The sequence below is a fragment of the Bacillus sp. LQ16 genome, from assembly GCF_057784645.1.
The window spans coordinates 796348-812606 of record NZ_CM173491.1; the positions used below are offsets into that span (position 1 = coordinate 796348).

The following is a 16259-nucleotide window of genomic DNA, read 5'->3' on the forward strand; positions in this document are numbered from 1 at the left end:
AGGCGAACGGATTGAAGCATACAACGAAGCAAATGGAAATACTGTCGGACATTCGTACACTTTTGCATAAAAAAGAAGAACATTTAAAACGACAAAACGAGAAGTTTCTTTATGAGACAGGTGTAAGTAGTATGTCTTTATCTGAGTTACATGTAATCGAATGTATCGGAAAAAATGGTTTGATGAATGTAACGGCAATTACGACAGAAATGGGCATGACGAAGGGAGCAATCTCTAAAATTTGTACGAAGTTGTTTCAAAAGCAATTCGTTGAGAAGATGCAAATGTTAGATAATCAAAAAGAAATCTTCTTCAGCTTAACGGAAAGCGGAAATGAAATATATAAAGCTCATGAAAAATTGCATAAGCAAGCTGAAGAAAAGTGGTTGTTACTTTTAGATGGATATAGGAAAGAAGAGCAAGACTTTATTCAAAGGTTTATAAAGGATGTCTCCGATCATTTGGAAATATAATCGGAAGAAAAAACTCCTTTTTCTCAAGTCTTTTAAATATAATTTCTGAAAGAACTCATATATAATAGAAAAAGATACTTAACATGGTGAATAATTAAAGAGTCAATATATATAGAGGAGAGAGTAACATGCTTGAAAATACGGGGTTAGTATTAGAAGGCGGCGGTATGCGTGGTGTATATACGGGTGGGATATTAGAATACTTTATGGAACAAGATTTATATTTTCCATATGTAATCGGTGTATCAGCTGGTGCTTGTCATGCAGCGTCGTATCTTTCCAGACAAAGAAATAGAAATAAAACGGTCAATATTGATTATGCATCACATCCGAAATATTTGTCGTATAAAAACTTATGGAGAAAACGTCAGCTATTTGATATGGATTTCATTTTTCATGAAATTCCAGAAAAGCATGTTCCGTTTGATTTTGAAACATACTTTAATAGCCCAGAACGTTTCCTTGTAGGAACGACGGATTGTGAAACAGGACAATCTGTTTATTTTGAGAAAGAAGGAACGAATGATGATGCACTAAATCTATTACAAGCGTCTAGTTCATTGCCTTTCATTGCACCAGTAGTAAATTATCGTGGTAAGCAGTTATTAGATGGCGGGATTTCTGATCCAATTCCAGTTCGTAAAGCACAGGAAGATGGATTTAAAAAATCAGTCGTTATTTTAACGAGAAATCATGGTTACGCGAAGAAAAAATCAAAATTCGGATGGATTGCAGGAAAAGCTTATAAAAAATATCCGAATCTTGTTAACACGATGTTGAATCGTTATGAAGTGTATAATGAAACACTTCACTATATTGAAAAAGAAGAGCAAGCTGGTAATTTATTTGTTATTCGCCCAGAAGTGCCGCTTCAAGTAGATCGTATGGAAAAAGATACAGCAAAACTACAAAATTTATACGAGCAAGGCTATGAAGATGCAAAGAGACAATTTGCAGATTTGCAGGCGTTTTTGCAAAAATAATAATTAGGCTGTGGAGATGGAGTTCTCTGCAGTCTTTTTATTATTGGTTTCAATACCGAATGTTGGTTATACACGTTTTTAGATTATGGTATAATATGGATAAAAGTATGTGGAGAGGTGATACATATGGAAAATGTATATAAAGGGCTTAGACATACTGGATTTATCATGATGCTTATTTTTGGGGGTGTATTTTTACTTCGCTGGTTTATTCATGATGAAATGTTATTAGATCAACTTATTGGTTTTAGTGTGGGCATAGTAATGGTTATTTCATCAGTTTTCATTCAAAAGTATAGTAAAGAATTACAGGTGAATGAGAAATATTAATAATTTTTAACTGCTGTTATCTTTTTCATAGTTTAGTAATCGTGGAGGCTTTCGGGTGATTGTTGCAAAGGGAAAAGAGAGCATCGAATTCGATGCTCTCTTTTTATTTACGCTTCTTTTTAATAAATGAAAAGGCTAAGGCTGTAATTAAAATGCTGCCTTTAATAATATCTTGTGCATAATAAGGAACGTTCATCATTGTGAGTCCATTTAATATAATTCCAATTAATACCGAGCCGAGGAATGTTCCGACTATATTTGGTTTCTTGGCACCGAACATTGCGTAACCGATATAGGCAGCTGCGACTGCATCCATTAATAATGGAGCACCAGCTGAAACTTGTCCTGTTCCAACGCGGCTGCATAGAATAATGCCGCCAATAGAAGCTAGTAAACCACTAATCATATAAGCATATACACGGTAACGATCAGTAGGAATACCGGCTAATCTAGCAGCTTCTCGATTCCCACCAGTCATATAAAAGAAACGACCGTACGTTGTTTTTTCTAAAAATAGATGTGCAATTAAAACGACAGTAAGCATGATAATGACAGGGACTGGAATTCCTAAGACGGAACCTTGACCGATAAATAAAAAGGATGGAATAAAATGTCCTGTTGCACCGGACATTCCTTCATAAATTGAGGATCCTTTTGAAAATGTTAAGTGTAGTCCATTAACGATATACATGATACTTAATGTAGCTAGTAAATCGGGTAGTTTAATTCGGATAACGAGTAGTGCATTTAATAATCCAACTAATAATCCGCAAAGAATAGGAACAAGGAGTGTAACTAATAGTTCTTGTCGATATAAAACGAGACAAGAAGCAGCTGCAATTGTTGCTAAACTAGCGGTAGAGCCGACTGATAAATCAAATCCATCTACAATCAATGTAAAGGTAACGCCGATTGCAAGTAACGTTACGATGGAAATAGAACGTAAAATATCACTAATATTGTTATATGTTAAAAAAGAATCATTGACGATAGAGAAAAAAATTGTAACACCTATAATAATAGCAATTGTACTAAATTGATAAAAAAGATGAGTAGGTAAATATAGTTTCTTAGTTTTCGTTTTATGAACGAGATTCAATGGAATAGCTCCCTTCAGATAAATGTAAAAGCTGTTCAGGAGATAGTTCGCTTGGTAAGTATTCACCTACAAATTCTCCGTTTGCCAGTATAAGAATGCGATCAGCGATATGCAACGCTTCATCTTGTTCTCCTGTGAAATAAATTACGGAACTTCCGTTTTCTGTAATGTTGCGAATGAATTGAAAAATGTCTTGTTTCGCAGCGATGTCTACACCTTTAGTTGGCTCGTCTAAAAGAAATAGATTAGGTTTGAATCCACTCCACTTTGCAATTGAGACTTTTTGTTGGTTTCCACCGCTAAGTGAATGAATAAGTGCCTTTGGGTCATTTGGTGAAATACCGAAAGAAGAAATTGCTGTAGTAGCATCATTTAATTCGGTTTGTTTTCGTTTCCAACCTGATTGATGTAAATTTGTGTGACTTATAATATCTTCCGAAAGAAATACGCCTTGTTTTCTTCTTTCTTCTGGTACAAGTGCGATTTTCGCTTTAATCGCATCTCGTGGTGTTTTAATCGTTAGTTTTTGACCGTCTATTTCTGCGTGATAAGTATGAAGAGCACCAAATAACGTTTCAGCAAGTGTTGTTTTTCCACTTCCAATTAATCCGTATATCACAACAGTTTCTCCTTTTCGTATTGTAAGAGAAAGGGGAGAATGACCTTCGTGTAATAGAAGCTCTTGTACTTTAAATAGTTCCTCGCTCCCGGTTTTTGGTGCGGTATTAATAGGAAGTGTAAGTTGTTTTCCAGTCATTGCTTCCACAATTTGTTGATCTGTAATCGTTGTAATGGTTTCAGAAAGGGCAACTTGACCGTTATGTAATACAGTTACATCATCCGCGAAATTTCGAATCTCTGATAAACGATGAGAAACTAAAAGGATGCCAATTCCTTTTGATGTTAAATCTTTTAATAGTTTCCCAAAGGTTTCAACTTCTTTTGGTCCAAGAGAAGAAGTAGGTTCATCTAATAAAAGGTAATTTGTATTGTTAGATAAAGCTCTTGCGATAAGAAGTAATTGTTTTTCATGTAATGAACAGTTTGAAACATCTTCCGAAACATTTAAATTTACCTGTACAGTTTGCAAATGTTGTTTAGCAAGTGCGACTAATTTGGACTTTGAAAATAGTACTTTATTTTGCATTGCTAAATGATCGATTAGTACATTTTCTAATACAGATAATCCGAGAATAAGTCCGTGATCTACTTCTTGTGTTACGAAAGAAATGCCATGCTTTTTTGCATCGCGCGGTGAAGTAAAGGAAACAGACTGAGTATCAATTTTTATATCGCCAACAACTGGTTGAATTTCACCAGTTGCTATTTTTAGTAAAGTACTTTTTCCCGCACCGTTCATGCCTAGTAAAGCGTGTACTTTTCCTTTTTGAATATGAATAGAAACATCTTCTAGAACAGGTGTAGCGACATGATAAGAATGTGTAATGTTTTGAAGAGAGAACGTCATCATTTTTTCTCCTTCTCTAATTTTTTCATCCAAGGGGAATATGCATCTTTTGAGTCTCCCCAACCGTTTATATATTTTGATAACTGATCCATTGTTATATTTTCTTTTGGTAAACTATTTTTCTTTACTAAATAAGGTTCTAGTGAATAAATATCTGGCGTTTGTTCACCAGCAATTTTTTTGTATAAAAATCGTACTTGAACCTTACCTACTTCAGCTGGATCAGTTGCAGCTGTAGCAGTCCAAGGTGAGTTTTCTTTTTGCATGAGTTGTAAATCTTCATTGCTTAAGTCAATGCCATATACTTTTATATCTGTACGACCAGCTTGTTCAAGTGCTTTAACAGCCCCTTTAGCAAACTCATCCCACGAAGCGAAAATAGCTTGTAAATCGCCTTTTTTCGGATATTTCTTTAGTAAAGCTTCTACTTGTGTTTGTGTATCGAGCGGTGTGTTATTACTAGCAGTACCGAATCTTGCAACTTCTTTTATATTTGGATACCGTTTATAAAAAGCATCAATGATAACATTGCGACGTTCCATTGGAGCAAATCCGCCGACCCATACAACTGCGATATTTCCTTGTCCATTCAAATCTTCCGCTAACGTTTTTAATGATTTCCATGCAAGACTATAGTCATCTTGATCAATAATTGTCACACCTGGCAAGCGTAGATCGTTATCGAACGCAACTACGGGAATGTTCGCTTGTAACGCTTTTTCTACTCCAGGTTTTAGTGCTTCAGAACGGCCATGATCAATTAAAATACCATCCACTTTTGAATTAATAGCAGTATCTAAATTTGCAGCCATTTTTGCTAAATCGTTATCAGAATTGTAGACTTGTACACTGCCGCCAAATAGCTCAACTTGTTTTTTGACACCCTCAATATATTGAGAGGAAAAAGTTCCGATGGACATTTGCATAATTAATGCGATTTTTAATGGCTTCTTCATTTGGCTTGGAATTTCTGTTTGTAATTGATTTTCTACCGTTGTAGTCGCCTTTCTCACAGTTTGTTGCTTTTGTGAAGAGATAGCATCTTGTTCATTTGTACATGCTGCTAATGTAAATAAGAGAAAAATAAGTACGATGGAACATAATTTTTTCATAAAAAAATCCCTCCTAAACTAAAAAGAGAGAGGAGGGAGTGAAAATAAAAAACGCCTTTTCATATAGAAAAGACGCCTTATCATATTACTCTTATCTTTCAACACAATGTGTTGTAAGAATTAGCACCGTGCCCATAAATGGGTCGGTTGCCGGGCTTCGTAGGGCTCATCCCTCCACCTGCTCTTGATAAGACATCGAATATTTAACTATTTTGAATTATTCCACAAACGAATGGTGTTGTCAAACAGTATTTATAAAAAAATCCCTCAGAAAGAGGGATTTTAATGTGGTAAGAATATCAATTGATAAGCAAACAAAATTCCAAATACATATACAAGTGGGTGAACAGCACGGAATTTACCTTTTGCCACTTTCATAAGTGGGTATGAAATAAATCCAAGTGCGATACCTGTTGCGATACTTGATGTAAGTGGCATGCTTAAGATTACTAAAAATGCTGGGAATGCTTCATCAAATGCGTCCCAATCGATGTGGCGAACTGAACCCATCATAAGACTACCAACGATAATTAATGATGGTGCAGTAATAGCTGATACACCAGAAACAGCACTTACTAATGGTCCGAAGAATGCTGCTAGTGCGAATAGAACAGCTACTGTAACAGTTGTTAAACCAGTACGACCACCAGCTGCAACACCAGCAGATGATTCAATGTAAGCTGTTGATGGTGTTGTTCCGAACATAGAACCGATTGTTGCTGAGAATGAGTCAGATAGAAGAGCGCGTCCAGCTTTTGGAAGCTTTCCGTCTTTCATAAATCCACCTTGTTGTGCAACGCCAAGTAATGTACCTGTTGTATCGAATAGTGTAACAAGGAAGAATGAGAATACAACGCCATATAATCCGTAGTTAATTACGTCAGATACAGCAGTAATTGGATTTGAAACGATAATTCCTTCTGGTAATCCAGGCATTGATGTAACACCGTTTGAGAATGTTAATTGCCCTGTGAAGAAAGCGATAATACCAGTTAATAGCATACCAATAAATAGTGCGCCATTTACATTTAAAGACATAAGAACAATAGTAATTCCAAGCCCAGCCAATGCTAGTAGAACTGGAGCAGAGTGAAGATCACCAAGTCCAACTAAATTTGCATCATTTTTTGTAACGATACCTGTTAAACGTAAACCGATAAAGGCGATGAAAAGACCGATACCAGCAGTAATTGCATGTTTTAAGTTTTCAGGAATTGCTTCCATTAATTTTGTACGGAAAGATGTGAATGATAACAAAATTAAAATCATACCTGCTACGAATACAGCAGAGAATGCAATTGCGAAAGTCATGCCTTCATGCGCTTTTACAACAGAGTAAGAGAAGTAAGCATTTAATCCCATACCTGGCGCGATTGCGATTGGTAAGTTTGTAAAGATTGCCATAAATAATGTTCCGACAACAGCAGCAATAATTGTTGCTGTAAATGCTTGTTCAAATGGAACACCTGCATCCCCAAGGATAACAGGGTTTACGACAATGATATATGCCATTGTTAAGAAGGTAATAATACCTGCCATAATTTCAGTTTTAATAGAAGTTTTATGTTTTGAAAGGTTAAACATATAAACATCCTTTCTGTTTACGAATAATTTTCACAACAGTTATATATAATATTCGTTTTTTAACTATTTTGCAATAGTTTTGTATAAAAAGTTTACAACAATTCATATTTTGTGTCTTAAATTCGAATATTAATCGTAACTTGATGTGTGAATTTCAGTTTTTATTATGCACATTATAAGGAAAAGGAGTTGAAAGAAGCTATGCCACAGCAAAAAAACTTTGTAACAATGCCAGCGCAACATCAAAATAAACAGCCTGGTATTGAATCATTAATGAATCCACTTCCGCAGTTTGAAGATTCAAATTATAAAGGTAGCGAAAAGTTAAAAGGAAAGAATGTATTAATTACAGGGGGAGATAGTGGGATTGGACGAGCTGTTTCCATCGCTTTTGCGAAAGAGGGAGCAAATATTGCGATTGCTTATTTAGATGAGGAAGAAGATGCTAATGAGACGAAGCAATATGTTGAGAAAGAAGGTGTAAAGTGTGTATTGTTGCCGGGTGATTTAAGTGATGAACAGCATTGTAAAGATGTTGTTCAAGAGACCGTCCAGCAGCTAGGTAGTTTACAGGTTTTAGTAAATAATGTCGCGCAGCAATATCCGCAGCAAGGACTAGAGTATATTACAGCAGAACAGCTAGAAAAGACTTTTCGTATTAATATTTTTTCTTATTTTCACGTTGCGAAAGCCGCACTTTCTCATTTAAAGCAAGGGGATGTCATTATAAATACCGCGTCTATCGTTGCATACGAAGGAAATGAAACTTTAATTGATTATTCCGCAACGAAAGGAGCAATTGTAGCGTTTACAAGATCACTTTCTCAATCATTAGTGCAAAAAGGGATTCGTGTAAATGGTGTTGCACCGGGACCGATTTGGACACCGCTTATTCCATCGAGCTTTGATGAGAAGAAAGTCTCTCAGTTTGGAAGCAATGTCCCGATGCAACGGCCTGGTCAACCATATGAGTTAGCGCCGGCATACGTATATTTAGCGTCTGGTGATTCTTCTTATGTTACCGGACAAATGATACATGTAAATGGGGGCGTTATTGTAAATGGATAGTTTTCATTTATAAGAGCAAAGTAAAGCTAATTACAATTATTATGGTGAGCGCTAGGGGGGATATAGGTGAAAAGGGTATGTCTCGTCTTACTATTATTTTTCTTCCTACCGGTTAGTGCTTTTGCTGATACAGATCATTTAATACTAGTTAATCTTACGACAAACCAGTTGTCTTTTTTTGAGAATGGAAATTACACAAAAACATTTCCAGTAACGACTGGAAGAGATCGTACACCTACGCCTGAAGGTAATTTTTGTATTATAACGAAATTTAAAAATAAAGAATACCATCGAAAAAAAATAGCTGGGGGTGCACCGAATAACCCTCTTGGTACGAGATGGCTTGGGCTAGATAAGAATGAATATGCGATTCATGGGACAAACCGGGAATGGACGATTGGAAGTAGGGAATCAAATGGCTGTATTCGCATGCATGACAGGGATATACAATGGTTATATGACCGGGTACAATTACAAACAAAAGTAATCATTTCTCGTTTTCATACGAGCCCCGAATATGAAGCGAATAAGCTTGGTTATCGCGTTGTGAGCTGGAATGGTCGAAAAATAGAAAAAGAACAAATTGGAATACTTACGTTAGTAGACCGCGCGGATATATATTGGCAAGAACCAAATGGACAGTTAACGAAGGTAAAAACTGTATTGCCAAATGAAAGATATCCGGTGTACTCAAAACGAAAAGATGGAATATATTATATAGGAAACAATTCGTATATTATAGATGAAACAGGAGAGAAAATTCGTTACGAGCAAATTCCTTCTTCGATTTTAAGTAATATATATAAACGGAAATACAATGTTCCGTAATGGCTACCGTATTATAGACGGTAGCTTATTTATACTTGGAGTTTAACTGCAACTATTGTATTTTGCTGAATATAATACAGTACAGATAGGGGGCGGTTATATTATGAAAAGTGAATTTGCGTTTAAAGCTTTCTTAGTAACGACCTGTTTATTTATCGTGTATTTATATGCGTTTCTCGTCTTTTCTTTTTATGTTCCATATGTTGATTTAATATTATTCTTCGGATTTATTTGGGCGTTTGTGAAAGCGAGGGAAGGAGAGAAGAGTATATATCGGCGCATTACCCTATGCGGGACGGCCGTTCTCGTTATTTTGTACTTTTTTATTATGCATGATTTTTGGAGAGGGATGTAAAAAAGCATACGATGAATCGTATGCTTTTTATGTTTAATATTTAGGCTTAAATGTATGACAACAAGTCTCTACACTCGTTGCTACAGAACTTTCTAGCGTCTCGTTTGTTAAAACAGCAGCTGTATATGAATCATTTTCAGTTTGACCAGTTTCATCTGCATCAGGCTGAACGATGATCGCACTTGCTTGACAAAAGTTACCTTGTCCCCAAAAAGAACAGTTGGAAACAGAACATCTTACTTCTGGCATAAAACCCCCTCCTTATACATTAGTGTGGGATTTTACGCCCATTTCATGTGTAGAAGGAGTTTCCTTTTCTCGTTACTTTTTCGTTTGCTCAAGCCATTCTTTTAATTTGTCTTTCGGCTGTTCACCACTAATACGGCTCACTTCTTTGCCATCTTTAAAATGAATGATTGTTGGTGTACCTTGAATTTTATATTCATCCCAAGGAGCATCTAATTTTTCAATATCCATAACTTTCATATCAACGTTCAAGTCTTTAGCCATTGGCACTACGACAGGAGATAATTTTTGGCAATGAACGCAAGATGTTTGATAAAAGTATACTGTTTCTTCTTTTTTCTCTTTTAAATTCTTTTGAAGATCTGAAAGAGAGATTTTATTTGTGTAGTAGTCAGGACCATCTGTTTGACTACCAGTAGCATTATCAATTTTTTGGCTAGTTGAAGCTTTTTTTTCTTCCATTTGTGTTACAGCGAAAATTGCCGCAAACAAGGCGATAATAATACCACCAAATATAAGCATTTTTTTCATTCTTTCATCTCCTTATTTGTTTTTGATGACAATAAAGCTACAAACAGCGATTGTAATAAAGCCGATAAGTGCTAAAAACGGGATTGTCACAAAGCCGAACCAGTTTATGTATTCTCCCGTACATGGTACACGTCCACAAGCTGCCCCAGCAGCTGAAAATGCTGCGACTTTTTGAATTGCATAGTGATATAAAGAAATACAAGCACCAATAGTTGCGATTGGTAAAGAATAATTTGCGATGCGATAGTCTTTCTTTGCCACAGCGATACCGAGCCATAAAACGAATGGATACATAAAAATACGTTGATACCAACAAAGAACACAAGGCTCAAATTTCATGATTTCGGAAAAGTACAGACTTCCTAGTGTAGCGATAAAAGAAGCTCCCCATGCGGTAAGTAAAGCATATTCTTGCTTTTTTTCTCGTCCCATATTTTATACCTCTCTTATAATAGTTACATACTAAATTATAGTATGAAGTGGTATGGAAAAGAAAGAAAAAATATGTTTATCAATAAAAGTTTTATAAGGAGAAACTTTTATTGATATAAATATTTTAAAAAAGCGCCATTCTCCGGAAGAGAATAGCGCTATAGTTTACATTTGAATTTGTTCTACTTCTTCTACATGCGACTTTTGGGATGCGTGGTCAATATATTGAAATAGGAGCTGCAATTGTTTATCAACTTCTGGGAGTTCTTTACTGTATTGATAAGCGTGTAAAAAATGCTCAATACGCTTAGAAAATAATTGATCGTTCGTTTGAACCATGAGAACGAGTAATTTATCCCAATTACAGCAATACGTGTAATAGAGAGCTTTATCATAGTCGTTATATGTTTGCACTGTGTACCCTCCTTACCGAGAGTTATATATAGTGTGTGATAAGTAAGGAGAAATACACTTGAAAGAATTTGTTAAGAAAAAAAGTGAATGAAAAGAAAAAACGAGGAGTTTCCTCGTTTTTTAAGCTTTTGGCATTGGCGTAGGTGTTGGTTTACCATAGCCTTCTTTGTATTTATTATCGATATAGTTACGAATTTCAAGCGTTGATTTTCCTTTTTGTTTCATGGAAGCAGATTCAACTGCGATTTCTAGGCAATTGACGCAAGTCGTTGCATGGGAGTCCCAAACAACTTCACCATTCTTTTTAATGTCACGAATAAAGCAGTTTTTATTATTTTTATGTCCTACACTTTCACCGCAACCACAATAGCATGGAATCCAATCTAATAGCTCTGCATTTTGTCCAGCGACGGTGTAGATATCTTTCATTTGTGGATCAAGCTTATCTAGGAAGGTCGGAAGTGTGTCGACTCCTTTTGTTTTCTCTTGAATGTCAGCTTGCTGAGTGTGCGATGCGTGGTCATGTTCTTCTTTTTTTGATTCAGAAGATTTTTGGTCATTTGTACCAGTACTTCCGCATCCAGCAAGAATTAAGCTTAGTACTGCAAGTAAAGAAAATACATACTTTTTCATTCGCTTGTCCCCTTTACAAATGTATTAATCAAATTGTATCAGAGATTACGGTGTATCGGTTGAAGATTTTTTCGACTGATTTTTGAAGCGCCATCTTAGCGAATGGAATAGAAATAAAAGTGGGATGTAAGCGTATACAATATACAATCCCGCTTGAGATAGTACAGTATTTAATGCGTTGATACTTTCCCGATTTTTAAAAAATAAAGAAGCTGTAAAAACGATGAAAATAAAAAATGGTAGTGTAAATTTAAATGAAATATGAAAGGAACGCTTCATCGTTTGACATGATGACCAAATAGTTAAACAAAGATTCGGCAAAATTATTAAAAACCAAACAAAAATAATAATATATTCGAACCGCTGAATAAAAGGAACTTTAATTATTTTTAACATCGTTAAAGTAGGCCAAATAGTGTGATTCAATTGTCCTTCACTATAATACATAAATGATACAATAGCTAAAACTACATAAATTAGAGTGCTAAAAACAATCCCTGCGTGAGCCCATCTTTTTAAAGATTTTCCTTTTTCAATAAAGGGATAGAAGATAAGAATTGTTTCAAATCCGAGAAATTCTAATGCAGATTGTTTTGCTGACACAAGTATGTCGAAAGGGGAATGTGTAAAAATAGGTAAAATATTACGAAAATGTGCATACTTCATCGGATAGACTAAAAAGAATACAACGAACATAGGAAGAACAATACCCCAAAAACATATCCCTGTCACAGAACGGAAGCCACCTTTTATAATGTAGTAAGTGACTAACAAAAACATAAGCGTAAGTTTCCATAACTTAATGGTAGGAAAGATCCAAACTTGTATTACTTCCATATATGTACGAAGAACAGTAAGGCAAAATAATAAGCAATAAAGAGTGAAAATTACAGAAAATATAGAGCCAATCCATTTTCCAAAGGTTGTTGTATGAATGCTAATTAAATCTCCGTCTTTTTCAAGCATTTTTAACATACAAAACAGTACAATATGAGTTGCAATACCTGCAATAATAAGAGAAATCCAAGCATCATAACCTGCATTTTTCAAAATTACACGTTGATATCCGAGAATTCCTATTCCGATTTGGAGAGAATGCAATAAAATAAATGCAAAATATGGAGAGACAGTTTTTGTTTTATTCATTGTATTCATTGCTCATTTCACCTCACTATTCCCCGATTCCAGATTGTACAATATTAAGATCTAAATTTATATCCACCGCTACGTTTTGATACATATTTCGAATTTGTTTTATATTCCATTTTCTCGTATGGCTTCTAATTTCATCTCGTATTCCTAAAGGATCAATTTTCTTTTCTTGAAATTGTTTTATTAAATCTTCACAGTCTTTTTCAACATTTCGTTCAATTTGTTTTTTTATATAGTTGATATTTGTTTTTTTTCTTAGATCAATCCAATTTGGAGAGTTTTTAATTAATCCATTTAATTTTAAATGGATTTTTACTTTTGGTATGTCGCCAGTTTGATCTATATCATACTTATTTTCCCCAGCTAAGTTTTGTATAACAACCATACCTTTATGTTTATCCTTTGTTATCGCTGCTTCGTAACGTCCATTTTTCGTAGGGTTAATAAGTAATTTTGCTAAAACAGAATGTCTTTTATCCGTATACATGACGACTTTATCGCCTTTTAAAAAGGCAAGTCCTTTGACAGCGACAGAATGATTATCGTCCATTTTAATATAAGGAACATAGGCATCACATACAGAAGAGTAATAATTATATAAAAAAATGTTTAATTCGGTTTGTGGAATGTTCTCATTTCTTATATTTTGCTCGAGTAAATCAGCAATATATAAAGACCCATTTTTTTTTCCGTAATTTAAAAGCTCTTCAGCCGATCCATCTACAATTGCTAGTTGTACATCGCGTCCGATATTTGGGTCACGTTGTAAGTTAGTAATAATCTCTCCCATTCCGCGTTCTCCTAGAGCTTTTCCAAATAGGACAACACGCATTTGACCTACAACGACATTGTGAGGAGATTTAGCATTTAATCGTGAAGCGATTGTTTCAAGTGAACGAGCAGATGTTGATTGCGTCTCTGGCTTAGATTTTACACCATGTGTGTATTCAGGGAATAAGATAGTTCCTTGGAATCTTTTGTTTTTTGTGATGTCAAATCCAGCAATATGAATAATACGCTGTGCATCCACTATATACGTTTGTGTACAGCCAGTTTGTAAAACGAAGAAGATAATGATAAGGTGCAATAAAACTTTTTTCATTCATTCTCACCATCACGTTTTTGCTTCGATTTGTTTGGATTATAGCGCCATTTTGATTTTGGTCTAAGAAAAGAAGGTCTTTGTGCCGTTTGACTAAATGGTAATCGAAGAAAACCTTCTGCTGTACCTAAACCACGAAATGGATATAAAGGTAATAAATAAGGTGATCCAAGTGATTTTAATTTAATTAAATGAGCTAAAATAAATACAAATCCGACAATAAGGCCTAATCCTCCGAATGCACCGGCTAAAAGAATAAGAGGAAAGCGTAACAACCGGATAGTAGAAGACATCTTTACGGTTGGTGTTGTGAAAGATGCAAGAGCGGATAAAGCAACTGCAATTAATAAAATTGTACTTGTCAAAGCCGCTTCAACAGATGCTTGGCCAATTACAATCCCCCCAACAATCCCAATCGTTTGTCCGACTTTTGTCGGTAAACGCGCTCCCGCTTCACGAAGTAATTCGATTGTAATTTCTAAAAAGAGTGCTTCTAGAATAGGAGGGAAAGGTACGTTAGCTCTCGAGAAAATAATAGGACCTAGTAAATCGGCAGGAATCATTTGATAATGATATGTTAAAGCCGCTGTATAAATAGCGGAGGAAAAAAGAGAAAATATAGCTCCGAAAAAACGAATAATACGAAAGAACGATCCAATCATCCACGGTAAATAATAATCTTCTGGTGAAATGAAAAAATCCAGTAACGTTGTTGGTCCTGATAAAGCATATGGAGAGCCATCTGTTAAAATTAAAACTTCCCCGTTAATTAATGCAAATACAGCTCGATCTAATCGTTCTGTAGGTAATAGAACAGGAAAAGGTGAATTGCTATTATCACTAATAAATTGCTCAATCATAGTTGAATCAAATGGGACATCAAAGTCAATGTCTTCTAGCCGTTGTATTGCGGTGTTGATGAATTGTTCATTTGTAATTCCTTCTATATAAGCAACTGCTACTTTCGTTTTTGATATAGATCCGACGGTAACTTCTTTAAAAATGAGTTGCTCTGTTACGATATTTCGGCGCAATAAGTGGATATTTGTATCAAGATTTTCAACGAAACCGATTTTAGGCCCGATTACACTATACTCATTTTCTGTATCGTTATATAATCGTTTTCCTAAAACAGTACTTTCGGCACGAATTAAAGCATATTGATCAGGATTCGCATTGTTTTTTAATCGTATTAAAATATATCCACCTAATAATTTTTCACGAATATCATCAATAGAAGGGGAGGTAATAATGTCTTCAATAGAGATGATATTACATAAATCAGAGATGTTTTGAATTTGTTCCGATTCCTTTTTTATAGGAGTTAAAATGAATTGTTTAATAATAAGTGCTTCCACGACAGATTTATAATAAAACAAGCACAACGTTTCATCTTTAAGTATGTTATAAGAGACAAAATCGCTTGATTCTTTCATGGTTTGTATAAATTCTGGAATAGAACAAAGTGTTTTTGTATTAGTCTTTTTTGATTTCTTAGATGATAAACCGAACATTTTCTCACCCCTAACATACGTCATTTACTTGTGTTAGTTTTTGGGAAAGACGGAAATTTATACTTCAAAGTTGAAAGTTTATAAAGAAAAGGAAGAGTAGTGAATACCTCTTCCTTTTTAGCGTGTTAATTTGTTTTCTTTTCTTTAATAGACTTCACTAATTTCAACATTTCCGCTCGTATATCTTCTCTTTTTACATTTAATTTTTCGGCAATTAGTTTAATGTCCATTCCATCTTTTTTCATTTTTAATACATCATCAAGAGGGGTATTGCTTTTTTGAGAGATGATTGTTAACACAGTAAGATGACGCAATTTGATGTTATATTCTTTCATTTTTTGCTTTAGCTGATCCGGTGTGGATTTTTGCATAGTTGCCAACTGTTGTAGTAGTGCTTGTTTTGTTTCTTTATTCATATGATGTTTTTTCAGCTTACTTGGATCTACACCGAAATGCTCGGCTGTTTTCTCCCAAGATTTATTTTGCTTATAGTAAGCTAAAACATCTTTTATTTCTTTATTACTAATTCTTGCAATATGAGCAGCTTTCCAAATTTCATGTTTGTTATAGCCGAGTTTTTCTAGCGACTGCATTTCTTCTTCTGAAATTGGTTTATGGTGATGCATTGTTACTTCTTTTGGTGTGGCAGCGGACGTAGGGAAGGTGGATATCCCACATAATAATGCTGCCATAGTCATACTTACCGCGATTTTTTTGTACATGTAAACTCCTCCTAGATGGATAGTGTGGAAAACTGTACACATATCATTTCCATAAAATGTGAAATACTTGTGAACAAGTTAAGTTTTTTTATTCACAGCATGGAATGATGTTTTTAGAAGTTTTCCAACATAAAACATTGATTAATAGTAAAAAACTAAGGTATAATCGAAATTGAAAATCAATATCAATACTGACGATAAACTTATACATAT

General features: G+C 34.8%; 19 protein-coding genes and 1 riboswitch. Of the genes, 6 read left to right on the forward strand and 13 right to left on the reverse strand.

What is annotated here, in order from left to right:
- Positions 1-11: 11 nt before the first annotated feature.
- From AC3EMB_RS04035 to AC3EMB_RS04045, 3 genes are all read left to right on the forward strand, one after another.
- The gene (locus AC3EMB_RS04035) at positions 12-473 is read left to right on the forward strand and encodes a MarR family transcriptional regulator (protein WP_144465731.1); all 462 of its coding nucleotides are present in this window, start codon (positions 12-14) and stop codon (positions 471-473) included.
- A 128-nt stretch (positions 474-601) separates the two neighbouring features.
- A complete protein-coding gene (locus tag AC3EMB_RS04040; protein WP_000892676.1) occupies positions 602-1456 on the forward strand; it encodes a patatin-like phospholipase family protein in 855 nt (284 codons plus the stop codon).
- Between the two features lie 126 nt (positions 1457-1582).
- Complete coding sequence (locus AC3EMB_RS04045) at positions 1583-1786, forward strand: hypothetical protein (protein ID WP_095691386.1); 204 nt, start codon at positions 1583-1585, stop codon at positions 1784-1786.
- 103 nt (positions 1787-1889) lie between these two features.
- Here the strand turns inward: AC3EMB_RS04045 and AC3EMB_RS04050 are convergent, their stop codons facing one another.
- The 4 genes from AC3EMB_RS04050 to AC3EMB_RS04065 all read right to left on the reverse strand — a co-directional run bounded on the left by AC3EMB_RS04050 (position 1890) and on the right by AC3EMB_RS04065 (position 7049).
- Entirely contained in the window at positions 1890-2885 is a 996-nt protein-coding gene (locus tag AC3EMB_RS04050) for an ABC transporter permease (RefSeq protein ID WP_001054980.1), read from the reverse strand.
- Positions 2869-4356, reverse strand: coding sequence for a sugar ABC transporter ATP-binding protein (locus tag AC3EMB_RS04055; protein ID WP_144465730.1), 1488 nt, complete (start codon positions 4354-4356; stop codon positions 2869-2871). The genes AC3EMB_RS04050 and AC3EMB_RS04055 overlap by 17 nt, the downstream gene beginning before the upstream one ends.
- On the reverse strand, positions 4353-5465 hold the full coding sequence (locus AC3EMB_RS04060; RefSeq protein ID WP_016082779.1) for a sugar ABC transporter substrate-binding protein: 1113 nt from the start codon (positions 5463-5465) through the stop codon (positions 4353-4355). Before AC3EMB_RS04060 ends, AC3EMB_RS04055 begins: the two co-directional genes overlap by 4 nt.
- A gap of 88 nt (positions 5466-5553) precedes the next feature.
- Positions 5554-5659, reverse strand: a riboswitch (SAM riboswitch).
- 88 nt (positions 5660-5747) lie between these two features.
- A complete protein-coding gene (locus AC3EMB_RS04065) occupies positions 5748-7049 on the reverse strand; it encodes an NCS2 family permease (RefSeq protein WP_000482715.1) in 1302 nt (433 codons plus the stop codon).
- A gap of 201 nt (positions 7050-7250) precedes the next feature.
- On the opposite strand from AC3EMB_RS04065, the gene AC3EMB_RS04070 reads away from it, so the two are divergent.
- From AC3EMB_RS04070 to AC3EMB_RS04080, 3 genes are all read left to right on the forward strand, one after another.
- Entirely contained in the window at positions 7251-8117 is an 867-nt protein-coding gene (locus tag AC3EMB_RS04070; protein ID WP_053565202.1) for an SDR family oxidoreductase, read from the forward strand.
- 66 nt (positions 8118-8183) lie between these two features.
- Positions 8184-8945, forward strand: a complete 762-nt coding sequence (locus AC3EMB_RS04075) for a L,D-transpeptidase (protein ID WP_144465729.1) — start codon at positions 8184-8186, stop codon at positions 8943-8945.
- Between the two features lie 103 nt (positions 8946-9048).
- Positions 9049-9300, forward strand: a complete 252-nt coding sequence (locus AC3EMB_RS04080) for a hypothetical protein (RefSeq protein WP_488517478.1) — start codon at positions 9049-9051, stop codon at positions 9298-9300.
- A gap of 33 nt (positions 9301-9333) precedes the next feature.
- On the opposite strand, the gene AC3EMB_RS04085 is transcribed toward AC3EMB_RS04080, so the two are convergent.
- The 9 genes from AC3EMB_RS04085 to AC3EMB_RS04125 form a co-directional block, all read right to left on the reverse strand.
- Positions 9334-9549, reverse strand: a complete 216-nt coding sequence (locus AC3EMB_RS04085) for a DUF1540 domain-containing protein (protein WP_001115481.1) — start codon at positions 9547-9549, stop codon at positions 9334-9336.
- Between the two features lie 72 nt (positions 9550-9621).
- A complete protein-coding gene (locus AC3EMB_RS04090) occupies positions 9622-10077 on the reverse strand; it encodes a thioredoxin family protein (protein WP_016082775.1) in 456 nt (151 codons plus the stop codon).
- A 12-nt stretch (positions 10078-10089) separates the two neighbouring features.
- Positions 10090-10509 carry a disulfide formation protein C gene (locus AC3EMB_RS04095; RefSeq protein WP_000532261.1) on the reverse strand — a complete coding sequence of 140 codons (420 nt, stop codon included), beginning with the start codon at positions 10507-10509 and terminating at the stop codon, positions 10090-10092.
- Between the two features lie 165 nt (positions 10510-10674).
- Positions 10675-10923, reverse strand: coding sequence for a YhdB family protein (locus AC3EMB_RS04100; protein ID WP_001195459.1), 249 nt, complete (start codon positions 10921-10923; stop codon positions 10675-10677).
- Between the two features lie 120 nt (positions 10924-11043).
- Complete coding sequence (locus AC3EMB_RS04105; RefSeq protein WP_488517479.1) at positions 11044-11556, reverse strand: PCYCGC domain-containing protein; 513 nt, start codon at positions 11554-11556, stop codon at positions 11044-11046.
- 45 nt (positions 11557-11601) lie between these two features.
- Complete coding sequence (locus tag AC3EMB_RS04110; protein ID WP_001095035.1) at positions 11602-12711, reverse strand: GerAB/ArcD/ProY family transporter; 1110 nt, start codon at positions 12709-12711, stop codon at positions 11602-11604.
- 16 nt (positions 12712-12727) lie between these two features.
- Positions 12728-13810: a Ger(x)C family spore germination protein gene (locus AC3EMB_RS04115; protein WP_488517480.1), complete on the reverse strand. Its 1083-nt coding sequence runs from the start codon at positions 13808-13810 to the stop codon at positions 12728-12730.
- A complete protein-coding gene (locus tag AC3EMB_RS04120; RefSeq protein ID WP_488517481.1) occupies positions 13807-15324 on the reverse strand; it encodes a spore germination protein in 1518 nt (505 codons plus the stop codon). The genes AC3EMB_RS04115 and AC3EMB_RS04120 overlap by 4 nt, the downstream gene beginning before the upstream one ends.
- Positions 15325-15449: 125 nt before the next feature.
- The gene (locus tag AC3EMB_RS04125; RefSeq protein WP_488517482.1) at positions 15450-16046 is read right to left on the reverse strand and encodes a hypothetical protein; all 597 of its coding nucleotides are present in this window, start codon (positions 16044-16046) and stop codon (positions 15450-15452) included.
- Positions 16047-16259 lie beyond the last annotated feature (213 nt).